The sequence below is a fragment of the Escherichia ruysiae genome, assembly GCF_031323975.1.
Classification (GTDB): Bacteria; Pseudomonadota; Gammaproteobacteria; order Enterobacterales; family Enterobacteriaceae; genus Escherichia; species Escherichia ruysiae.
Map to the genome: position 1 here is coordinate 1,316,877 of NZ_JAVIWS010000001.1, position 22,872 is coordinate 1,339,748.

The following is a 22,872-nucleotide window of genomic DNA, read 5'->3' on the forward strand; positions in this document are numbered from 1 at the left end:
GAGTGAAACCTGCCCGTTAACGTTACTTTCTTACCTCAACCCACTTTGCTTAACGTTGGCTAAGCAAAGTGTGCGGAAAAGCACCATTCCCATACGGGAATGGTGCCGGTAAAGATTATTTTCTCTGGTAGTCGATAGACAAACCGTAGCCCTGAACACCGTCTGCGCCAATAGTGAGGCCGCCTTCGGAATAGTCGAAAGAGGTCTTCGCTTCGGCGTTGGTAACCGGGATGACCAGGTCGTTGTTGTTGTGGCTCGGGTTGACAATCCCGCCGTTAGTACCCAACTGCAAACTGGTGCCTGTAAAGCGCCAGCGGTAGTTGTACTGGTTGGTAACTTCTTCACCCGTATCATAGGTTCCATTGCTGTTTCCATCTTTCCACAGCATGACCTGGTAGGTGGTATTGGTTTTGAGTTTGGTTGCTTTGCCCAGCAGGTTGGTATTAACGCCCTGTTCATGAATGACCACTTTAACCGCATCATCAAATACCGGACCTTCAGGAATATCATCGCTATCAGAACCACCACCAGCATTTGTCGAGAGGTCAAGCATCACCAACTGTTCTGCGACGTTAGGGTCACCGGTTGTGGTGGTTGGTGTGATCTTCAAGCCGATGTATCGATCCGCATCTGCTGCAGCGATGGTGTAAGTGTCACTGCCAACTGTACCAATCTCTCTTGGGTCACCACCCGCTTGATCTTTGTAGCTCATCCATTGCAGCGTGGCTTTTGTCGCTGTGTTGTTGTCATCAAGATCGCCCTGGGTATCACCAATGGCCCAGTTTGCCGTTAACTTATCGCCAACATGAAATTGCTTTTCGCCATCCGTTGAAGCAGTTCGCGCACCGCGATCAATAGTAATAGTCACATGAGATTTATCAGCATCGCTCGTTTCTGTCGCGCTACGAGTTATCCACGGCACTGTACCCTGAATCGTTCCGGTTGATTGCGTCTCTGATTGCCACTGACCAGCTCTTAGATTACCCTGCCCTTCTGCCATGGCTGCTGGCACTGCGCAGTACCCTGCTAAAGCCAGCGCCAGCGCAACTTTGGTCATCGGTCGCTTTAAATAATGTTTCATTCAACTCTCTCCTTGATTAATATCCAGTGACTGGCCGATCGGCCATTACGCCGATCTAGTGCTTGCTGTAAACCACACGTAATCCATACCCTTGCACGCCATCTTGTTTTTGGGCACCAAATTTCTGCACGGCTTCTTCGTTAGTGGCAGGGATGACAATATCTTCATTGCTGGTATTTGTTTGGGCGCCGGTGTAGCCGTTAACGCTTTGCCCGGTAAATTCCCACTGGTAGTCGTATTGCGTCATTTCCTCTTCCGTCAGTTTTTCCGACTGCTGGAAAACGCCATCTTTGTTGGCATCGCGCCACAAAACAAAGCGGTAGGCGTTATCCACAGGCAAATGCTCTTTCTCATTGTCGATAAGATTGACGGGATTAGTCGCAGATACACGGTAGATAAACGCATTAACATCATTCCCTCCCGCACCAAGGAATGTCACATCCACATAGTTGCTGTCGTCATACGGAGCAGCTTTTGCTTTCCAACGGAAAGTGCCGGGTAACGTACTGGAGAGTGTGACAGTTCCTTTTTCTTTATCTTGTTTGGCGATAAAGACGCAGGGATTCTCGGTTGAACAGGGTTTATTGGTGAGCGTGACTTTTTTATCCTGCGCATCGTAAAGCTGCGGGGAAAGGTTATCTTCTGGCAGTGTATTGCCGTTGCGGTCAGTGTCATCACCGAAGCTGTCAGTGACGTCGAGATCCATCACCACGCCATCAACGCCGTCTGCCTGGGCGCTGGCTTCGTGGCTGTGATTGTTCTCTTCAGGTACATCCGCAATATTGTTGACGATCAGCTCAATTTTACGGTCTTGCTGCACGGTGATTTCCACCACACCGGAATTCTGCCGATTACCCTTTTCATCCTCCAGCGCCAACCGTACCCGCCAGGTATTCAGCTTTTCCTGCTCTGCTTTATCGGAACTGTACTGCCAGGCGGGCAGCACCAGATTCCAGTGGTTGTTGTTACCTTCAGTGATGGTATTCGCTTTAACAACAGGCATGACCAGCGTGCGGGCAGCGTTATTTTTCGCCTGCCACGAGGCGGAAATAATTTTGTAATGATGGTTGATCAGCGCGTTGATGGTCCATTTACATTTTTCCAGTCCAACCGCTTCTTCTGGCGTGTCTTTAATCACACATTCCGGGTGCTCATTGGTGGCGTCCGCTTTAAGCCACAAGGTGACATCAAGTGGGTCTTTTTCTTTGTATTCCAGCACGATAAAGTTATTACGTTCGACGAAGTCATGGCGGCTCCCCATCAGCGAGTGAGCGACTTTGACGTTATCGCTATTCAGTTGATCTTTTAGCGGAACACCGAACTGATAATTAATCGTGGCGTTAACACTAAGATCACTGTTATCTCCAGTGCCTGCTTTATAGTCCGCCCCGACTGTCAATAACGGAACTGGTTGATAGTTCATGCCGAGCGTCACTGCATAGGGATCTTTTTCTAAATTATCGGTGCCGAACAACGCAACTTCGTCACCATAATATTGCTCGAAAACAACTTTGCCCCCCAACTGTGGATAAGAAGGTAGCCAGGCTTCCGCACGAACATCCCAACCACGCGCAGGTCGTTCTAAATAGAAGTCGAAATCTTTTGAATCTTTCCAGTCAGAAAGTGGATGATAATAGTTACCAGAAAGTTTTAAATAATCCGTCCAGGCTTCAGTCCCTAACCCTAAACGGCGATGTCCACGAGTGAAATCATAATCATAAAATATATTTCCACCCAATAACCATTTATCTAAATTATGTCTAACGCCGAAGCCAATATTACCTATCGTGCGTTCCTCTTTACGTTGAGCGGATAACTGGCTGAAATAAACACTTTTTTGAGAATCATATAAAGGAACAAAATAGTCGATTGAACTGCCGTCCAGCGAGCCATCCTGACCGATAGAAAGATTCGAACGGACTTTACCGTATGGAGAAAGCGCACCTTCGATATAAGACTGTGCAGATGAGGTGATTTGCCCTTGCAGATAGCTTCTTGCTTGAGATTCCAGAGCTTCTGGGGTCAGGTTCTCAAATCCCTGCTGGGCGGATTCGGCGACGTAATTGACACCTCGCTCTTTCAAGGATTTACCTTTATTATTTTGTTCTTCTTGTAAGGCAGCTTCGCTTCCCAAATCCGGTAATGAAGAGTCACTTTGCTTAACATTTATCTCTGGTGTCGCATAAGCAGCACCAGAGATAAAAATTAGCATAAAATAGCGTATCCATCGCAACATGCCTTTTCCCTGTAACGATTTTATAATCTGAAATCAGCTTCGGCATTGTATTCCAGATAGTTCAGATATTACACACCAGAAATGCTAAATATATTCTTAAAGTTATAACAATGGGAGTTTGTTCACTCTAATTACGTGTTAAGCTAATAGAAATTAGCTCATTATATTTATACCGGGAATATATAAAAGAAAACATATATTCCCGTGATATTAAGCAGTGGTAAATTCAACGCGCTTTTTAGAAATTAAACCGTGTCCATTCTGGCAGAAATAATCCACCGCGCCACAGGCTTTTAATACCTGTAACGGCTGATGACAGTCAGGGCAAAGCGCCTGAACAGTGAAATCTTTATCGCAAGTTGTGCAGTGAGCCGTCTCGCCATTGCGTTCGAGAGGGTTTTGGCAGACAGGGCAGTTGAGTTCCATATTTGTTCCTCGCGATTGGTTGGGTTTCTCTTCCTGGATGGCAAGAGAAACCCAATAAGTAATTACTTACTTTTCTTAATGTGCTTCATCAGACGCTTACGTTTACGCATCTGGGTCGGCGTCAGAGTGTTACGCTTGTTCGCATACGGGTTTTCCCCTTCCTTGAACTGAATACGAATCGGCGTACCCATCACGTCCAGAGATTTGCGGAAGTAGTTCATCAGGTAACGTTTGTACGAGTCAGGCAGGTCTTTCACCTGGTTGCCGTGAATCACCACAATCGGCGGGTTGTAACCACCGGCGTGGGCATATTTCAGTTTCACACGACGCCCGCGAACCAGCGGCGGCTGGTGATCTTCAACAGCCATGGTCATGATACGCGTCAGCATAGATGTCCCCACGCGACGGGTAGAGCTGTCATATGCTTCACGTACTGATTCAAACAGGTTACCAACACCGCTACCGTGCAATGCAGAAATAAAATGCACACGGGCGAAGTCGATAAAGCCCAGACGGAAGTCCAGCGTCTCTTTCACCTGCTCCTTCACTTCCTGGCTCAGGCCGTCCCACTTGTTCACCACAATCACAAGTGAGCGCCCACTATTGAGAATAAAGCCAAGCAGGGAGAGATCCTGATCGGAAATACCTTCGCGTGCGTCAATCACTAACATCACAACGTTGGCATCTTCAATCGCCTGCAATGTTTTGATTACCGAGAACTTCTCTACCGCATCAGTAATTTTTCCGCGTTTACGCACGCCCGCAGTATCAATGAGTACATACTCACGTCCGTCACGTTCCATCGGAATGTAGATACTGTCACGCGTCGTGCCTGGCATGTCGTAAACCACGACGCGCTCTTCACCCAGGATACGGTTAGTGAGTGTAGACTTACCGACGTTTGGACGACCAACAATCGCCAGTTTGATCGGCAGACTTTGCGGGTCGAAGTCGTCTTCCTCTTCTTCTTCACCGTTCTCTTCCGCTTCAAATTGCGCCCAGTATTCAGCGTCTTCGTCGACTTCCTCTTGCGGTGCGAGATCTTCCATCCACGGCAGCAGCACATGCTCAAGCAGACTCAAAACACCACGACCATGCGAAGCGGCAATTGGGTAAATTTCACCTAAACCAAGTGAATAAAAATCAACAATTGCTTGATCCGGGTCCAGTCCATCGGTTTTGTTCGCCACCAGGAAGGTTGGCTTTTCACGGGAACGCAAATGTTTGGCAATGGCTTCATCTGCAGGCATCAGACCCGCGCGCGCATCGACCATAAACAGTACGACGTCCGCCTCTTCAATCGCCAGCAGCGATTGTTCCGCCATGCGGGTTTCTACACCGTCTTCTGTGCCATCAATCCCGCCGGTATCAATACAGATAAACTCGCGGCCTTCAATTTCCGCACGACCGTACTTACGGTCACGAGTCAGACCCGGGAAATCCGCAACCAGCGCATCTCGGGTGCGAGTTAGACGGTTAAATAACGTGGATTTTCCTACGTTAGGGCGCCCGACAAGCGCGACCACAGGTACCATGTTTAAAGCCTCATTTTTATAAATCATCAGACAACGCACGCTATTTTCGCGTCGTTGTTAAAAACAGGAAAACGGCTCCTGTCCAGGAGCCGTTTTCAAAGTGAACGACAGAGACGATTAACGTGTAATGGAGTACACGGTTCCGTCTTTTGCCTGGATCAGCAGTTTGCCATCAGCGGCAACCGGGTCAGTCTGGAAACCAGAGCTATCAACTTTTTGTTGGGCAACGAAACGTCCATCTTCCACATTAATCCAGTGCAGATAACCTTCGCTATCACCCACCACCAGGTTGCCATTATACAACACCGGGGAAGTCAGCAGGCGGTGCAGCAGATCGCTTTGTGTCCACAGCGTCACGCCACCATCGATGGTCAACGCCATTACCCGGTCATTTTGATCAACCAGATAGATACGGTTACCGTCAACGATGAAATCATTCACCGAGCCCAGTTCGCGTTTCCACATAATCTGACCACTGCGCAAATCAAGCGCCGTCAGGTTACCATTATAGGCCAGCGCGAAAACAACACCGTTCACAACTACAGGCGTAGTATCAACATCGCTCAGACGGTCAATTTCGGTAGAACCCGTCGCCTGGGAGATACGCTGTTGCCAAATCATCTGTCCCTGCTGCATCAACACAGCACTGACGCGACCATTATCGCCACCAACGACTGCCGCACCAAATGCGGTTGCTGGCGCAGACTCGCCACGTAGAGAGAGCGAAGGCATATCAAGGTTAACGGTCCATTTAACAGCGCCATCAGCTTCGTTCAGCGCCTGCAACTGGCCGTTGCTGGTGTGAATCAACACCAGACCATCGCTGACCACCGGGCGAGAAAGTGCTTCACCCGCTACTTTGGTTTGCCATGCCACAGTACCATCGCTGGTGTTCAGCGCGTAAACCTGCGCTTTTTCGCTGCCAATATAGACATGACCACCTGCGACGGTCACGCCGCCGGAAAGTAATGCCGGCTCTTTAGATAACCAGCCATCTTTTTCAGCCAGGCTGACAGACCAGATTTCTTTACCGTCATCCGCATTCATCGCCTTTACCAAACCAGCGCGATCGGCTGCATAGACAACGTTATCCGCCAGTGCCGGATGAAGATTAGAGTAGAAGTTACCAATGCCGCTACCAACGGAAGTGCTCCACGCCGTGGTCGGCGTAAACTGGTTTTCAACGGTCGGCAATGGGGACATCTTGACCACATCTTCTTCACTGTTAAACAGCGAACAGCCGCTTAAAAGGGTAACGGAAAGCACTCCTGGCAGCAGTAATTTACGCAATTGCATCGGGTCCCTCTCAGATGGACAAATTATTAATTTTCATCTGCATCATTTCACTCAGTGCCGGGGTCACATCGCTTTTCACGCCTGCTTCCCACGCACTACGCGCACCTTGCTTATCACCTTTGCTCAGTAATGCTTCACCACGCAAGTCGGCAACAATAGCAGCCCAACCTTCACCTTTAATGGTATCGAGGGTTTTCAGCGCGGCATCAGTCTGCTTGAGCTGCACCTGAACTCGGGCAAGACGCAGATTTATCACGGCTTTGAGATTTTCATCGCTCGTGTCCGCCAACCCTTGTTGCAATTGAGCGGCGGCTTTCTCTAGTTCATTTTTGTCAACAAATTGCTGCGCAAGTTCCAAAGAAGCCAGCGCGCCGTAAGTATTTTTATTTTCAGCAGCGAATTTTTCCGCCGCCGGGATGCTGTCAGGTTTGCCTTCGCTAACTGCGGTAACCGCATTTTGATAGGCAAGAGAAGCGGAGCGTGCAGACTCAACCTGATGGCTGTTCCAGTAGCGCCAGCCAATCAGTGCGCCAACGCCTAAAATCACCCCAACAGCCAGTGCCTTGCCATTTTCAGCAAAAAAGCGTTTAACCGCTTCAACCTGGTCGTTTTCGTTCTCGTAAATTTCCACGCTGTCCTTCTCCTTCCTTAACCCAGTAACGTGTGCAAATGCGCGGCTACGCTATCCTGCGCAACTGCCGTTTGCTCACCAGAGCGCAAATCCTTCACTACTGCCGTACCATTAGCCACTTCGGACTCACCCAGCACCACAGCAACGCGGGCACCCCATTTATCAGCGCGGGCAAACTGTTTCTTAAAGTTGCCGCCGCCGTGGTTGGTCATCAGTTTCACGCCCGGTAATTCATCACGCAGACGCTCTGCTAATGCCATAGCCGCAGATTGTGTATCAGTACCCGAAGCCACCAGGTATATATCGACAACAGGATCGGCTTTAAATTCCGGATTAACTGCCTGAACTAACAACACCAAACGTTCCAGGCCCATCGCAAAACCGACTGCCGGTGTGGCGCGACCGCCCAGTTGCTCCACAAGACCGTCATAACGACCGCCTGCGCACACGGTGCCCTGGGAACCGAGGCTGTTAGTGACCCATTCGAAAACGGTACGATTGTAGTAATCCAGACCACGCACCAGACGCTGGTTTACGGTATAGGCAATACCTGCGCTCTCAAGCAGTTTGCACAAACCGTCAAAATGCTCGCGAGACTCCTCATCCAGATAATCGCCCAACGCCGGAGCGTCGTTGAGAAGCGCCTGCACTTCCGGATTTTTAGAATCCAGCACACGCAGCGGGTTGGTATACATGCGACGTTTGCAGTCTTCGTCCAGTTTTTCTTTATGCTGTTCAAGGAACGCAACCAGCGCATCGCGGTAATTGGCACGTGCTTCCAGCGAACCGATAGAGTTCAGCTCAAGAGTTACGTGTTCGGAGATACCCAGCGCGCGCCACCAGCGGGCAGTGAGCATAATCAGTTCGGCGTCGATATCGGGGCCTTGCAGACCGAAAACTTCGCACCCCAACTGATGGAACTGACGATAACGCCCTTTCTGCGGACGCTCGTGACGGAACATCGGCCCGATATACCACAGACGCTGTTCCTGATTGTACAGAAGACCATGCTCGATGCCGGCGCGTACACAGCCCGCCGTCCCTTCAGGGCGCAAAGTCAGGCTGTCGCCATTGCGATCCTCAAAGGTGTACATCTCTTTTTCAACCACGTCGGTGACTTCACCAATCGCACGTTTGAATAGCGGGGTCTGCTCTACAATCGGCAAGCGGATTTCACTGTAACCGTAGCTGCCGAGCACGTTTTTCAGTGTGCCTTCAATGCGCTGCCAGATGGCCGTTTCGCCAGGCAGGTAATCGTTCATGCCGCGAATGGCTTGAATGTTTTTTGCCACGTTTATTCTCTTTCTGAATATAAAAATGAACCCTCAACGCTTCCCTCAATGTTTCGGGAGCCATGCGGGTTCAATCATACACGGGAAGCGAGGCGCTTCCCATCACGTTATTATTTTTCAACCTGCTGAACGTCAATTCGACGCGCTTCGTCCAGTTGGCTGGCTTTCGCACGAATGCGTGCTTCCAGCTGGTCGATCATGTCGTTGTTGTCCAGACGGTCTTTGCGCACGCCATCTTCATAGAGGCCACTTTTCTTGTTGCCGCCCGTAACGCCAAGCGTAGAAACCAGCGCCTCGCCCGGGCCATTCACCACGCAGCCAATAATCGAAACGTCCATCGGGGTAATGATATCTTCCAGACGTTGCTCCAGCGCGTTAACCGTACCGATAACGTCAAATTCCTGACGCGAGCAGGTCGGGCAGGCGATGAAGTTGATGCCGCGCGAACGGATGCGCAGCGATTTCAAAATATCAAAACCGACTTTGATCTCTTCGACCGGATCAGCCGCCAGCGAGACGCGCAGCGTGTCGCCAATGCCTTCCGACAACAGCAGACCTAAACCAATAGCCGATTTCACCGCCCCGCTGCGTGCGCCACCGGCTTCGGTGATCCCCAGGTGCAGCGGCTGATCGATCTGTTTTGCCAGCAGACGATAAGACTCAACGGCGAGGAAAACGTCAGACGCTTTCACGCTGACCTTGAATTGATCAAAGTTCAGACGATCGAGATGATCAACATGGCGCATGGCAGATTCCAGCAGCGCCTGCGGCGTCGGTTCGCCATACTTTTCTTGCAAATCTTTTTCCAGCGATCCGGCGTTAACACCAATACGAATCGGAATGTTTTTATCGCGCGCACAGTCAACCACCATGCGAATGCGTTCTTCATTACCGATATTGCCAGGGTTAATGCGCAGACAGTCAACACCGTATTCCGCTACTTTCAGCGCAATGCGATAGTCAAAGTGGATGTCGGCTACCAGCGGCACGTTAACCTGCTGCTTGATGAGCTTGAACGCTTCTGCCGCGTCCATCGTCGGTACAGAGACGCGAACGATATCAGCGCCGACACGTTCCAGCGCCTTAATTTGATTGACCGTAGCTTCGACGTCTGTCGTACGCGTATTGGTCATGGACTGTACGGCGATGGGTGCACCATCGCCAATCGGCACATTCCCAACGTAAATACGTGTTGATTTTCTACGTTGAATTGGAGCCTGGTTATGCATGAAAAATCTCCCGCGTTACCCGTCTGTTACTGCGCCGGTGATTGTTCGGCATTGAGGGTCAGACGCGCAACCTGGTTAGTTCTGATAAAACGACTCAGATCGACAGGTTTCCCTTGATACTGGATCTGCACTGCAGCTGGGGCACCAATTTTCAGTTTATACGGTGCCTGACCGCTTAAATTCAAATTACCGCCTTTACGCTGCATCCCGCTAAACAGTTTTTTGCCGGTAGAATCGGTGACTTCCAGCCAGCAATCAGCAGTAAAGTTCATAACCAGCGCATTAGGATCAGCCGCTGGAGTGGTCACGCCAGCCTGATCGATTGGCAACGGCGCTGCGCCATCTGGCGTTGTTGTTGCGACCGGAGCCGCTGGTGTAGTAGCCGCGATATCAACATTTGCCTGTGAAGGAGGAACAACTGCGTCCTGCTGCGGCGCTACAGCGGGTGCTGGCGTCGTCACGGCTGGCGTTTGCGTGTTCGTGGCGGTGGAATCTACAGCCGCAGGCGATGTAGTCGTCTGGGTTTCGGTAGCAGACGTATCTAACGGTACACTCTGGCTCTGGTTATTATTCAGCTCCGCAGTGGATTGATCAGCCATAGTGCTGATCTCTTCCTGCTGGGCTTTGTGATCCTGCCACCACCAGGCGCCGCTCAGGCCAATCACCACAAACAGCACCAGCCAGGTGAAAGTCATCAGCCAGCCATCGCGTTTTTTGCGGCGTTTGCCGAGGGAAAAACTCTGCATTGGCGCAACTTTTGCCGCCCGCAGTGGTGCCTGCTTTTCCAGTCCCGGCAGCAGTTCTTCTTCCGGAATATGAACCAGACGCGCATAAGAGCGGATATACCCGCGCAAGAATGTTGAAGCAAGATCGGCTGGCGCCTTATCTTCTTCAATGTCGCGTACCGTGGAAACCTTCAAACAAAGTCGTTCGGCAACGGCTTGCTGGCTAAGTCCAAGTTGTTCACGGGCATTACGCAAGCGAGCGCCGGTGGTAAGTGCTTCATTTTGGTCGTGCGTGGCTTCAGTATTCATTCGCTGCAGGTACGTTTAAAAGAGAATTGGGATGCCGGTGAACCATCACGCCCACCCACACCGCGAAACATCCGTAAAGTTAACCTTTATCATACAGTATAAGACTGTCTGTGTGCTCGTGACAAAGCCCACATGAATCAAAGCTAACTTACTGTTGCATCGTTACATACTGCCTTAAAGTCAGCAAAAACGCACCGTTAATATTGATCAGACAATTGCAACTTAATGCTACATTCATAAAACATTACGCCACGGTACATAAAGTAACCGTGGCGTAATAACTATCAGACCGTTTTAATGTCGATAGCTTCACCCTGCATCCGTTTACGCAGAGTACGTTTAGTACGGTCAATGACATCACCTGCCAGCTGACCACAGGCGGCGTCGATATCATCACCACGAGTTTTACGCACAATGGTGGTGAAGCCGTAGCTCATCAGCACTTTTGAGAAACGGTCGATACGGCTGTTCGAACTGCGTCCATACGGCGCGCCGGGGAACGGGTTCCATGGGATCAGGTTAATCTTACACGGCGTATCTTTCAGCAGTTCAGCCAGTTGGTGCGCATGTTCAGTGCCATCGTTAACGTGGTCAAGCATCACGTACTCGATAGTGACGCGCCCCTGGTTCGCATTGGATTTCTCCAGATAACGGCGCACTGCAGCAAGGAACGTTTCGATATTGTACTTTTTGTTGATTGGTACAATTTCGTCACGAATTTCGTCGTTCGGCGCGTGCAGGGAAATTGCCAGTGCAACGTCAATCATATCGCCCAGTTTATCCAGCGCCGGAACTACACCGGAAGTGGAAAGCGTCACGCGACGTTTAGACAGGCCAAAACCGAAATCATCAAGCATGATTTCCATCGCCGGAACGACATTGTTCAGGTTGAGCAGCGGCTCGCCCATACCCATCATCACTACGTTAGTGATCGGACGCTGACCGGTGACTTTTGCTGCGCCGACGATTTTCGCCGCACGCCACACCTGGCCGATAATTTCCGACACCCGCAGGTTGCGGTTAAAGCCCTGCTGGGCGGTGGAACAGAATTTACACTCCAGCGCACACCCCACCTGCGAGGAGACGCAAAGCGTGGCGCGGTCGTCTTCCGGGATATACACCGTTTCGACGCGCTGATCGCCAACGGCAATCGCCCATTTAATGGTGCCGTCAGATGAACGCTGTTCTTCAACCACTTCCGGTGCGCGGATTTCCGCCACCTCTTTCAGTTTGCCACGCAACACTTTGTTGATGTCGGTCATCTCATCAAAGTTGTCGCAGCAATAGTGATACATCCACTTCATCACCTGATCGGCGCGGAAGGGTTTTTCACCTAAATCTTTAAAAAACTCCCGCATCTGCTGACGGTTGAGATCCAGCAGGTTGATTTTTCCATCTTTCGTGGTGACGTTTTCAGGTGTGACTAATTGTTCAGACATATGCTATTCCGGCCTCGTTATTACACGTTATGGCCCCTGGAGGGTTGAAAAAAGAAACGCCCCGGTGAGCGGCTGCTCGTCCGGGGGCGCTGCATTGTACAAATTCTGGCGCACGGATGCCACGTTTGCACGCGGCATTTACGAAATTATTAACGAGTGCGCGGGCACACTTCGCCTTCACCGAAGAAGTAGGCGATTTCGCGAGCGGCAGATTCTACAGAATCAGAGCCATGTGTGCCGTTTTCGGTCAGGCTGTCAGCGTAGTCTGCGCGCAAAGTTCCCGCCAGAGCGTTCGCCGGGTTGGTCGCGCCCAGCAGATCGCGGTGACGCTGAACGGCGTTTTCACCTTCCAGCACGGAAACGACGATCGGACCAGAGGTCATGAACTCAACCAGACCATCAAAGAACGGTTTCCCATCGTGTTCAGCATAAAAGCCACGAGCCTGTTCAACGGTCAGGTGCAGCATTTTGGTGCCGACAATTTTGAACCCTGCAGCTTCAAAGCGCGCAAAGATATTACCAATGACGTTTTTTGCTACCGCGTTCGGTTTGATGATGGAAAAAGTACGTTCAATAGCCATTTTTACCTCTGTAAATTATTCTGTTGTTGTCTGTACCAGCGTACGAGATGGCGCGGATTATAATGAGCAACAGAGCCGTTGACCATTGACGAAGGTAACATTTTTTTAAAATAAACCTAGTTTAAGCAACAAACATGGTGAAAACAGACTATTGCATAACAAATCTCACTGTCGCTACCTGCCCCACTTCATCCATTACCAGCAATTGATAATTGCCTTTTTCCGTTAAATGCAGAGTCACACTGCGCCCACGTTCAGCTAACGGTTTGCCATTCAGAAACCACCAGCGTTCTCCGGCACCACCGCTGGATTGCACCGGCAAAGTCGCTTCCGCCGCACCAGGTAAACGCTTGATAATGGCGCCATCACGGATGCCAGTCAGTTGCAGCGGGAGTTGGGCGTCGTGACCATACGGTGGGCAAATTGTCGAGACCGCTGGCAAGCGTGCGGCACGGCGTTCCGATGCGGGCAGCCAGGGTTCCAGCGGTAGTGGCCAGACATTCATCATTTCTTGTCGCGCCTGTGGGCAATCGGCGGCGACGCGTTTGCCATTTTCATCCAGCCAGATGGGAAAGCGGATGCCATTAATCCCTTCTTGCTCTGGCAGTAACAGGGTTGGCGGCTGGCTTCCATCCAATAACCAGGTTGCCAGACGACGACGGCAATTACTGTCACCCACGGGCAAAGACTGCCCACCTGGCCAACAGATAACACCACGAGTGACGGAGTTCGGGCGCGGATCTTCCGGCAGATTTGCACTGCGTGACAGTAAGATATTATTGACCTGATTCATCAACGGTACGGCGCTGGCAAAACCAAACTGACCGACAACGGGCGTGCCATCCGGCCTGCCAGTCCATATTCCTATCACATAGCGAGCATTTACACCTATCGCCCATGCATCGCGATAGCCATAACTGGTTCCTGTTTTCCACGCCAGTGGTACAACGCGCGGCAAGGCGCCGTCCGGCAGGGGCTGCGCTTCATCAGCCATGATCCGGCGAATGATCCACGCGGCGCCCGGCGACATTAAGGGGCGTTCAAGCAGGGGATCGTCAGGCTGTAAGCGCAATTTGCCTGCCTTGCCGTGGCGAGCAAACGCGGTATACGCTGCCGCCATATCTTCCAGTTTTGCACCTGCGCCGCCGAGGATCAGCGAAAGGTTCGGCGCAGCACCGTTGGGCAGGTACAACGGCAATCCAACATTGCGTAATTTTGCCGCAAACCGTTTCGGGCCATAGGCTTCCAGCACCTGCACGGCAGGTAAGTTCAGCGATCGCACCAGCGCCTCACTCATGCTGATCGGGCCATGAAAACCGCTATCAAAGTTACCTGGTCGGTAATCACCGGTGCGCCGGGGGACGTCTTGCAACAGTGATGCCGGGTGGATCAAGCCTTCATCCAGCGCCAGTCCATAAACAAACGGTTTGAGCACCGATCCTGGCGATCGGATCGCATTGACCATATCGACATGACCAAAGCGTGAATCATCGTTGAGATCAACCGATCCCACCCAGCCGCGAACACGCATATCGGTATGATCAACCACGATCATCGCCAGTGAGCTGCGCGGTGGTAATCGTCCTTTCCAGTTTTGCGCCAGTTCTTCCAGACGTCGTTGAAGACCGGCATTCAGCGTAGTAACGATTTTGTCGCTTTTGCTTTTACCGAGCATCATGCGCGAAAACAGCGGTGCCAGTTGCGGCATTTGTCGGGGTGCCAGCCAGATGGGTTCTTCCCTTGACTCTTTTACCTGCTCACGGGACCACACACCTTGCGCAGCCATCCGTTCGAGCACTTTATTACGCGCGGCTTCGGCACGCTCCGGCCAGCGATCCGGACGAAGACGGCTGGGTGCTTGCGGCAACACAGCCAGCATCGCCGCCTCGGAATAGCTTAAATTCGCAGGCGCTTTTCCGAGGTAAGCCCAGCTTGCCGCACCTATCCCCTGCAACGTACCGCCAAACGGAGCGCGGTTAAGATACAGGGTCAGAATGTCACGTTTAGACAGATGCCATTCCAGTTGAAACGCGCGCCAGAGCTGGCGAATTTTACCGCCAAACGTTTTGGGGTGAGGATCAAGCAGACGAGCAACCTGCATAGTGAGCGTGCTCCCGCCGGAGATAACTCGACCAGAAGTCAGATCCTGCCAGGCAGCGCGCGCCACCGAGAACGGGTTTACGCCTGGATGCTTCCAGAACCAGCGATCTTCGTAATTGATCAGTGCTTCAAGGTAACGCGGAGAAACATCTTCGATAGTCACGGGATAACGCCAGATACCGTCAGCATCGGCGAAACGCCAGAGCGGCGTACCATCCTGCGCCACGACCACACGTGCGGGATTGACTTCATGCAGCGGCAGAGGCCAGAGTTTATCTGCTCCCCACGCCGCCAGAATGATAATAAAGGGCGCGGCTGCCAGCGTTATCCAGCAGCCGCGTTTACTTAACAGACGAGGCATTTACGGTCTGACAATCAACAGATCTTCAGCCGCGCCGGTCGCCCGCCATTGAGGAACATACATCGATTCCACCATCGGCTGCGGCACCTGATACGTTCCCGGCGTCACCGCCCGCGCCAGATATACCAGTGTAACCGGCTGGTATTCATCAACGGCAACCGCCGCCACAAAGCGATCATCACGAAACTCAATGTGCTTAATGCTCGCCTGCTGCATTTGATTAAGCAGGTTTTGCACTTCGCTACCACTTTGCTCCAGACTGGCGTTGCCGTTAGCCAGGTTCTGGTTTTCCAGCTCCAGACCCGCTGGCAGCAAATCAACCACCAGCGCATCTGGCACGCTGTTACTGGCTTTTACCTGCAACCAGACCAGTACCAAATCACCGCTACGTAACGAGTCCAGCGATTTGCTCTTACCGTCAGTACCAAGAATATGGCGCTCGATTTGCAGCACATTACTCGCAGGTAAAGGTGCGGATTGCGGATAACCGCTGGCATCCACACGCAGCCATAACGGCTGGTCGCCACTGTTGGTCACCTGCAAAGTTGCAAGTTGATCGCTATGCAGATTGCTGTTTTGCGTTTTCTCGCCAGTCAGCGGCTCGGCAGAGAAAGAGGTTTGCACCTGCCATTTACCCGGTAAATCCTGTATCGAACGGGCAGCCAGGAACAACGAGTTACTTTCCTGCGTCGATAGCCAGCGTTCACCAAACGCCTGCTGCGAAAGCGTGTTCAGCAAAGTGTACTGCTCATCGGGTAGCAGTTTATTTTCTTCCAGCAAGGAGAGCATTAACGCGTTGTCGCGCAGTGGGCTACCGTAATCGCCCAGCCATTTCCGCTCATCATTACGCGGCGTTTTCAGCGCCAGCGCAATCGCTTCTTCACCACGCGTCGCATCACCCATGGTTTTCAGCGCAACGCCAAGTTGCAGCAGCGGTAAACCAGAAGCGGCATCTGCACGATGCTCCCAGATTTCACGCAGCGCACCCAGCGGAGCCTTTTGCTGACGGGACAACACCAGCGCAGCGTAAGACTGTACGGCGAATTTACTGGCTTTGAGATTATCGGCGTAAGGGATCGACATCATGCCCGGATCTTGTAAATAGCGCAGCAGACGCTCATTCCCTTGGTTAATGGCTTCTGTCGGCACGCTGTAACCCTGCTCACCTGCGCGAACCAGGAAATCCATCACATAAGCCGTCAGCCAGTACTCTTCGTCGCTGTATTTATCCCATAGCGCAAAACCGCCATTATCGCGTTGCATTTGCAGCAAGCGGGAAATGCCAATATCAACTGCCGCACGGCGTTTATCATCACTGTCGCCTTTGATGCCCAACGCCTGTAGCTGGGCTGCATTGGTATAGAGCGACGGGAACAGACCGCTGGTGGTTTGCTCCAGACAGCCGTACGGATATGCTTTTAACTCTTTGATATAACGTGCAATGTTCAGCGGTGGCTTGCCGCTCAACAACAATTGCCCTTCCAGCGTAACAGGCGAGAAGTTTTGCAGTCCGCCAGCCGGAATCGCCCATGTTTCACCAGGCTGCAACACCGTACCATAATTGACTGTTTGTGCCGGGAATGCCGGACGGACGCCAATTTTCCACTGCTTATGCTGATCGGCAACGGTTTCTCCTGGCAAATTCAGGCCACTGATAGTCGCCTGAATTTCACCATCGCCATAACCCGGCAATGCTCGCACCGGGATAAACAGCGTGGTTCGCACGCCTGGCGCTAATTCAACAGGTGCGGGTGAATCGCTTACCAGTTCAACCAAGCCGCTGGCGGTCAGGGCAACGTTCATTTTTTGCGGTTTATCAGTAAGATTAGTGATATCCAGCGTCAGACGCGAAGTGTCGCCACTCGCCATAAAGCGCGGCATGTTCAGTTCGGCTATCACCGGTGCAGCAACAATCACTTTGCTTTCGTTGCTGCCGAAGTCATCTGCCGTCCAGGCTTGCGCCATGACGCGCAATTCACCGTTAAAATCGCCAATCGGCAGTGTAACCGTACCTTCGCCCTGTTCGTTGAGCGTTACCGGCTGTGCCTGTTGCGCGACAATATTGACGTGATTGACCGGTGGCTTACCACCACGTTTCAGTTCATCGCCATCGCCACCAAAACGCAGTGCTGCCAGGCGTCCCTGTCCTTCAATGACCTGACCGTAAATATCGTATATGTCTGCGCCATAGCGTTTCTGACCGAAGAACCCCTGCCACGGATCTGGCGTAACGTAATCAGTAATATTCAACACACCGCTATCAACGGCAGACACCAGCACATTCACCTGTTTTGGCATCTCACCATTTTTATTGCTGGCTTTGATTTTCACAGTTAATGGCTGATTGGGGCGCATTTTTGCCGGTGTTTCCAGCGCCAGATCAAGACGACGGTTTTCATCGCCAAGCGGCAAATGCAACACACCAACCGCACGTTTTGGCGTCGCGGAGCGAGATTTATCGCCAGGACGCACCACCAGCGTACTCAAATAAAGATCATGACGATTCCAGGTTTTATCGACCGGAATCGTCAGATCCAGCCCTTGTGCCGGAACATCAATCTCTTGCCACCACAGCGGCCCTTCACTGGACTCAACCATCGCGTAGCCTTTACCCGCCGTTGGCGCGGCAATATGCAACTTAATGGTATCGCCAGGGCGATAACTGGCTTTATCCAGTTTCATCGTGACGCGATCTGGACGCACCGCACCGCCACCGTCGCTGTTGTCCTGCCAGCTATAGCCAGCCCAGAAACGCACACTACTGACCGCTTCATTCGGCGCTTTGACTTCCAGACGATAAGCGCCCCACTCTACCGGAAAACTGACCTTACCGGTTTCATCCGCCTGAAGATCCAGCGTTTGTTCATTTTCGATCAGATCTTTTTGATCAAACTGAGACTGCCAGCCTTCATCTTCTGACCAGTTCCAGAAGTAATCACGGCGTTCGCGAATCAGACGCACCTGCAAGCCCGACACGGCTTTTTTCACGCCCTGCGCATCGCTATAAACGATATCAAAAGCGGCGTTGCTGCCTTCATCAACAATGGGTTGTTTTACAGTCGTGTCAGTACGGTAATTGTAAACCGATTTCGAGGCGAACTGCGGGCGGATCCCCGGCAATGCATCGGCAGGCCAAATAGCCTGTTCAGCACGGCGCGTCACCGGGCGACCACCCGATTCCAGCAAACTCCCCTGGAGAATAACCTGCAATGGGGAATGCGTTTCCTTCCACTGGCTTTCTGTAGATACTTCGCCGCGCCCTTTATCATCCAGCGTCAACTGAACTTCATCCAGCGTGCGGGAAAGGTTTTCGGCAGCGATATCGCCAAATTCGAAGCCGGGTAATGCAGAAACCGCTTCACGCAGAGGGCGCAGGAAAAGCTGCCCTTGTAATGTATTGCCGTTCGCGGGCGCACCATAAAGGTAGTAACCCACTACGGAGAATTTCACTTCATCTTTCGGCGCTAACGGGGTTTTCTCGCCAGTCAGATTCAACGCCATGCGCTCTGGCATAAAATCTTCGACGTGGAAATCCCACATCCGATACTGGTTATCGCCAGTGTTAGCGCGAATATGCCACATGCCGGTTGCCGCACTGCTATCCAGTTGCCAGGTAAAGTGATAGAGGCCATTCTCCGGCTGACTAACGACACTACGCAGTACCTGCCCGTCAGGTTTAATCACGTCTAACTTGATGGGTTGATCCGGCAGAGCTTTACCGTCTGCATCACGCAGTAAGCCGTTGAGGATTACTGTTTCACCCGGGCGATAAAGATCGCGCGGACCAAACATAAAGAACTGTTTGCTATAACCCGGTGCACCAGCAATGTTAAATTCCGCTAAGTCCAGCGCCGGAAGTTTTAAATCGAGCAGAGTTGTCTGACCGTCTTTACGCGCCAGCAGTAATGCAGCGTTTTTATCGTTTTCCAGCTGTACATGACCCTGTGCATCACTGGTCGCCTGAGTCAGAATCTGCCCTTTCTCATTTAATAACGAAACTTCAATTCCTTGCTGAGCCGCGCCGTTTTCCAGGCTTTGGGTAAAGATATCCAGACGATTGTGATACCGGTGAGCCGATACGCCAATGTCGCTTAACGTAAATAGCGTTGCAGGATTGCTGTAATCGTAACGTCCGGCCTGATTCATCACAGCCAGATACACGCCCGCCTGCTGAAGCGGTTTGATATCACCCAGCGGCAGCAATAATTTTTCACGGGTATTACGCGCAGGATTGAGATCAAAACGTCCGGTGTAAACAAGATCCGCCATCTGCAGCAATTTGTCAGATTGCCAGTTCGCCAGCGAATTGCGGTATTCCCATTGGCTAATGAATGCTGGCAGAGATTCGGGTTTAACACGGAAGAAGTTAACATCGACATTGTTAACGTTGAGCGCCATTACCGGCAGTCCTTCAACGACTTTTCCAGGCAGCAGCGAACCACGGCTGGCAAAACCGACGCTGGGTTGAATATCGCGGGTGGTGATCGTTTTTTCGTAATCTTTACTGAAGGTTGCGTTATTGAGCGCCTTCATTTCCTGCCCAATAGTCACGATCAAATCACGTTTAGGTTCGAGGTGGCGTAAACGCAGCTCTTTAAGATTATCTGACAGCTCCCAGGCACCATCCACTTTACCGCTCTTTTTATCGACGACATGAACAACACGCGAGAAATCCTGATCCGGGTCGAGGGGGATAGAGAAAGTCAGCACCAGCGTGGCTGCACCATCGAGTTGAACCTCAGAGAGATCAAGCAATGTCAGTGTCTTACCGGCACTCTGTTGTGCCAGCTTTTGCCTCTCCGGTGCAGAGAGTTTTGCAGAACTCGCGTTTTCCGAAGATGTACCTTTAGCAGCTTCAGAAGGGGTATCTTTTTTCACCGCTGTTGGCGCGTTATCGTTGTTGTCGCACCCTGCCAGCGCCAGCATTAACATGCAGGCGGCTATGCGTAACTTTTTCATTTATCATCCCTGCCACAATGGCCCGTTAGCAACGTCGAATAATTATTATGCGTGAGAATTAGCGTTATGTAATTCAGTATCACGTCCACAGAATCTGAATTTTGGTGATAAATGTGGCTCAGGCAGCCAAATCAGCCTCTTTTGCTTGTCGCTTTTCACTAAACGTCCGACAATTTAGCCTACCCCGGCAAAAATGGAGATGCCTATGTCCACGACATGGTTTGTAGGAGCCGACTGGCTCGCCGAACATATTGATGATCCTGAAATTCAGATTATTGATGCCCGCATGGCACCGCCCGGACAGGAAGATCGTAACGTTGCCCAGGAGTATCTCAATGGGCATATCCCCGGCGCAGTATTTTTCGATATCGAAGCTCTTTCCGATCACACCTCCCCGTTTCCGCACATGCTGCCGCGCCCGGAAACGTTCGCCGTAGCGATGCGTGAGTTAGGTGTTAATCAGGACAAACATCTGATTGTCTATGACGAAGGTAATCTTTTCTCAGCCCCGCGAGCATGGTGGATGCTGCGCACCTTTGGCGTGGAGAAAGTGTCGATTCTTGGTGGTGGACTGGCGGGCTGGCAGCGTGATGACCTGCTGTTAGAAGAAGGCGAAGTAGAACTGCCAGAAGGAGAGTTTAACACCGCCTTTAACCCGGAAGCCGTGGTGAAAGTAACCGATGTATTGCTGGCAAGCCATGAAAAAACGGCACAAATTATTGATGCCCGTCCAGCTGCGCGTTTTAACGCTGAAATTGATGAACCTCGCCCTGGTTTACGTCGCGGGCATATTCCTGGTGCGCTAAATGTTCCCTGGACGGAGCTGGTGCGTGAAGGTGAACTGAAGACGACAGATGAACTCGATGCGATATTTTTTGGTTACGGTATCAGCTATGACAAACCGATTATTGTCAGCTGCGGCTCTGGTGTAACGGCCGCCGTTGTGTTGCTGGCACTTGCTACGCTGGATGTGCCAAACGTGAAACTGTACGACGGCGCATGGAGTGAATGGGGGGCGCGAGCAGATTTACCGGTCGAGCCAGTGAAATAAGCTTTCTACAGGCAACAAAAAACCGCCGAATTTGGCGGTTTTTTGTTGCTGGTCTGGTTCGCGGCCTTTCCAGCAGGTTGTATTACTGCAAGTGTATCTCGTCTACTTAATACTCGCGTTAAGCTTCAACGATGTCAAGTAGATAAAAAAGGATAGGTTTTGAATTCATTTGGCTTATTAGTCCGAATTCAGACAAATATAAACAAATCCCGCTCAATATTTAAAATACTAACCGGTAAAAGATATTACTTAAACGTGTAAATTCACTTTTCTTAAAAAAACAAAAAACCGCCAAAATCAGGCGGTTATTTGTTGCCGGTTTGGTTCGCGGCCTTTCCAGCAGGTTGTATTACCGTAGTAATGCAAGCGCGTCTCAGCGGAGACAATACTCGCCAGTAACTCTCTTTTTGTCAAGCAAAAGAGAGTTATTATTGTTCTGTTAGTGTATTATCCACTGCGGCCCTTTCCGCCGTCTCGCAAGCGGGCGCTGGCTTAAGGAAAGGATGTTCCGCGACCGTTAAGGCAAGCGCGTCTCAGTGCTTGCTATCGCGGCAATATCGCCAGTGGTGCTGTCGTGATGCGGTCTTCGCATGGACCGCACAATGAAGATACGGTGCTTTTGTATCGTACTTATTGTTTCTGGTGCGCTGTTTTCCGAAGTAAATAATAACCGGAGTCTCTCTGGTAATAATTTACTGGTGGCTAACATCCTTCAGAGCAGCAAGTAAGCCCGAATGCCGCCCTTTTGGGCGGCATATTTTAGATTATCCGATTCTGTTTAAAATCACGCAGAAATCCACCCCAGCGACGTTCATAGAATGGCGCAATATGTTCGGTAATAAAGTGGCTAATTCCTTTTTCCCCTTTTTTCACCTGGCAAATATCAATAGGTTCATCGCCAGGTAATGTATCGGTCGCTACACTTCCCGCCGCCTGAATAATTTCTTCGATATCACCATCGGCTTCAATGCCAATAAGCAAATTAGGCTGTGCCTCTTCGCTCTCTTTAATTGAACAAATGAAAGCGCGCTTCACCGGCTTAATGGTTTTAAATAAGGTAGTGAGTGAATCAATCATTTGTGCTGGCGGCTCTGCGACTTCCGATAATATCAGCGATTCACCACCTTCCAGTACTTCCTGACTGCTCAGCGGATTCCCTTCTTCACCGATCAACAAACTGATTTCACGCGGCATAAATTCTTTACCGGTAGGCAGTTTGGCATTGAGAAAGAGCGTTTCACCAAGGGTCATCTCAAACAGCGTGCGAACGGGCATTACGACAAATGCCTGTTCGCCGTCAACCGCCTGTTGAAGTGCTTCTAACGAGGTGAAAAAAGGAATGACGCTGGTGCCGTCTTCTTTTTCCCAATGTTGTAAATCAAGCGCGCTATCTTCCACCACAGCCTCGCCCTGCGCCGCTGTACCTGGCACCCAGACGGTGGATTCCAGTAGAGTACGGAAAAAAGCCGGGCGGTGTGCCGGTTCGGTTGCTGCTTTTTCCAGCAGGTCTTCAAGTTCGTTTTTAATTTCGGACATAAGAACCACAATCATTCAACGTTCGGGGCAAAAATGCCTGATGCGCTACGCTTATCAGGCCTACAAGGCATCACAATTTATTGAA

General features: G+C 51.2%; 16 protein-coding genes. 2 read left to right on the top strand and 14 right to left on the bottom strand.

Annotated features, from left to right (window positions below):
- Positions 1 to 115: 115 nt before the first annotated feature.
- The 13 genes from RGV86_RS06615 to yfhM form a co-directional block, all read right to left on the bottom strand.
- A complete protein-coding gene (locus RGV86_RS06615) occupies positions 116 to 1,081 on the bottom strand; it encodes a SinI family autotransporter-associated protein (protein WP_000683616.1) in 966 nt (321 codons plus the stop codon).
- A gap of 55 nt (positions 1,082 to 1,136) precedes the next feature.
- Positions 1,137 to 3,317 carry an intimin-like inverse autotransporter SinH gene (gene sinH / locus RGV86_RS06620; RefSeq protein ID WP_032225949.1) on the bottom strand — a complete coding sequence of 727 codons (2,181 nt, stop codon included), beginning with the start codon at positions 3,315 to 3,317 and terminating at the stop codon, positions 1,137 to 1,139.
- Between the two features lie 210 nt (positions 3,318 to 3,527).
- Positions 3,528 to 3,743, bottom strand: a complete 216-nt coding sequence (locus RGV86_RS06625) for a zinc ribbon domain-containing protein (RefSeq protein WP_000422358.1) — start codon at positions 3,741 to 3,743, stop codon at positions 3,528 to 3,530.
- Between the two features lie 62 nt (positions 3,744 to 3,805).
- A complete protein-coding gene (der, locus tag RGV86_RS06630) occupies positions 3,806 to 5,278 on the bottom strand; it encodes a ribosome biogenesis GTPase Der (protein WP_024165069.1) in 1,473 nt (490 codons plus the stop codon).
- 117 nt (positions 5,279 to 5,395) lie between these two features.
- On the bottom strand, positions 5,396 to 6,574 hold the full coding sequence (gene bamB, locus RGV86_RS06635) for an outer membrane protein assembly factor BamB (protein WP_001177079.1): 1,179 nt from the start codon (positions 6,572 to 6,574) through the stop codon (positions 5,396 to 5,398).
- 10 nt (positions 6,575 to 6,584) lie between these two features.
- Positions 6,585 to 7,205, bottom strand: a complete 621-nt coding sequence (gene yfgM, locus RGV86_RS06640; RefSeq protein WP_000409213.1) for an ancillary SecYEG translocon subunit YfgM — start codon at positions 7,203 to 7,205, stop codon at positions 6,585 to 6,587.
- A gap of 17 nt (positions 7,206 to 7,222) precedes the next feature.
- Positions 7,223 to 8,497, bottom strand: a complete 1,275-nt coding sequence (gene hisS / locus RGV86_RS06645; RefSeq protein ID WP_032225951.1) for a histidine--tRNA ligase — start codon at positions 8,495 to 8,497, stop codon at positions 7,223 to 7,225.
- 110 nt (positions 8,498 to 8,607) lie between these two features.
- The gene (ispG, locus tag RGV86_RS06650) at positions 8,608 to 9,726 is read right to left on the bottom strand and encodes a flavodoxin-dependent (E)-4-hydroxy-3-methylbut-2-enyl-diphosphate synthase (RefSeq protein WP_000551807.1); all 1,119 of its coding nucleotides are present in this window, start codon (positions 9,724 to 9,726) and stop codon (positions 8,608 to 8,610) included.
- Between the two features lie 26 nt (positions 9,727 to 9,752).
- Positions 9,753 to 10,760, bottom strand: coding sequence for a cytoskeleton protein RodZ (gene rodZ / locus RGV86_RS06655; protein ID WP_085461013.1), 1,008 nt, complete (start codon positions 10,758 to 10,760; stop codon positions 9,753 to 9,755).
- 284 nt (positions 10,761 to 11,044) lie between these two features.
- Positions 11,045 to 12,199: a dual-specificity RNA methyltransferase RlmN gene (gene rlmN / locus RGV86_RS06660; protein ID WP_000003318.1), complete on the bottom strand. Its 1,155-nt coding sequence runs from the start codon at positions 12,197 to 12,199 to the stop codon at positions 11,045 to 11,047.
- Between the two features lie 149 nt (positions 12,200 to 12,348).
- Positions 12,349 to 12,780 (bottom strand): nucleoside-diphosphate kinase, encoded by a 432-nt coding sequence (ndk, locus tag RGV86_RS06665; protein ID WP_000963837.1) that lies wholly within the window; start codon positions 12,778 to 12,780, stop codon positions 12,349 to 12,351.
- A gap of 148 nt (positions 12,781 to 12,928) precedes the next feature.
- A complete protein-coding gene (gene pbpC / locus RGV86_RS06670; RefSeq protein ID WP_085461014.1) occupies positions 12,929 to 15,241 on the bottom strand; it encodes a peptidoglycan glycosyltransferase PbpC in 2,313 nt (770 codons plus the stop codon).
- Positions 15,242 to 20,200 (bottom strand): alpha2-macroglobulin, encoded by a 4,959-nt coding sequence (gene yfhM, locus RGV86_RS06675; RefSeq protein WP_085461015.1) that lies wholly within the window; start codon positions 20,198 to 20,200, stop codon positions 15,242 to 15,244.
- A gap of 205 nt (positions 20,201 to 20,405) precedes the next feature.
- Here yfhM and sseA point away from each other — a divergent pair, with 205 nt between their 5' ends.
- Together sseA and timP are read left to right on the top strand one after the other, a co-directional pair.
- Entirely contained in the window at positions 20,406 to 21,251 is an 846-nt protein-coding gene (gene sseA, locus RGV86_RS06680) for a 3-mercaptopyruvate sulfurtransferase (RefSeq protein WP_000108601.1), read from the top strand.
- Positions 21,252 to 21,853: 602 nt separating this feature from the next.
- Positions 21,854 to 21,979 (top strand): small toxic inner membrane protein TimP, encoded by a 126-nt coding sequence (gene timP / locus RGV86_RS06685; protein WP_249940739.1) that lies wholly within the window; start codon positions 21,854 to 21,856, stop codon positions 21,977 to 21,979.
- Positions 21,980 to 22,010: 31 nt separating this feature from the next.
- Here the strand turns inward: timP and sseB are convergent, their stop codons facing one another.
- The gene (gene sseB, locus RGV86_RS06690) at positions 22,011 to 22,787 is read right to left on the bottom strand and encodes an enhanced serine sensitivity protein SseB (protein WP_032225987.1); all 777 of its coding nucleotides are present in this window, start codon (positions 22,785 to 22,787) and stop codon (positions 22,011 to 22,013) included.
- Positions 22,788 to 22,872 lie beyond the last annotated feature (85 nt).

Excerpts from the sequence above, each read along its gene's own strand:
- RGV86_RS06615 (WP_000683616.1), bottom strand. The coding sequence starts at position 1,081 with ATGAAACATTATTTAAAGCGACCGATGACCAAAGTTGCGCTGGCGCTG.
- sinH (WP_032225949.1), bottom strand. The coding sequence starts at position 3,317 with ATGTTGCGATGGATACGCTATTTTATGCTAATTTTTATCTCTGGTGCT.
- RGV86_RS06625 (WP_000422358.1), bottom strand. The coding sequence starts at position 3,743 with ATGGAACTCAACTGCCCTGTCTGCCAAAACCCTCTCGAACGCAATGGC.
- der (WP_024165069.1), bottom strand. The coding sequence starts at position 5,278 with ATGGTACCTGTGGTCGCGCTTGTCGGGCGCCCTAACGTAGGAAAATCC.
- bamB (WP_001177079.1), bottom strand. The coding sequence starts at position 6,574 with ATGCAATTGCGTAAATTACTGCTGCCAGGAGTGCTTTCCGTTACCCTT.
- ispG (WP_000551807.1), bottom strand. The coding sequence starts at position 9,726 with ATGCATAACCAGGCTCCAATTCAACGTAGAAAATCAACACGTATTTAC.
- rodZ (WP_085461013.1), bottom strand. The coding sequence starts at position 10,760 with ATGAATACTGAAGCCACGCACGACCAAAATGAAGCACTTACCACCGGC.
- rlmN (WP_000003318.1), bottom strand. The coding sequence starts at position 12,199 with ATGTCTGAACAATTAGTCACACCTGAAAACGTCACCACGAAAGATGGA.
- ndk (WP_000963837.1), bottom strand. The coding sequence starts at position 12,780 with ATGGCTATTGAACGTACTTTTTCCATCATCAAACCGAACGCGGTAGCA.
- pbpC (WP_085461014.1), bottom strand. The coding sequence starts at position 15,241 with ATGCCTCGTCTGTTAAGTAAACGCGGCTGCTGGATAACGCTGGCAGCC.
- yfhM (WP_085461015.1), bottom strand. The coding sequence starts at position 20,200 with ATGAAAAAGTTACGCATAGCCGCCTGCATGTTAATGCTGGCGCTGGCA.
- sseA (WP_000108601.1), top strand. The coding sequence starts at position 20,406 with ATGTCCACGACATGGTTTGTAGGAGCCGACTGGCTCGCCGAACATATT.
- timP (WP_249940739.1), top strand. The coding sequence starts at position 21,854 with ATGAAGATACGGTGCTTTTGTATCGTACTTATTGTTTCTGGTGCGCTG.
- sseB (WP_032225987.1), bottom strand. The coding sequence starts at position 22,787 with ATGTCCGAAATTAAAAACGAACTTGAAGACCTGCTGGAAAAAGCAGCA.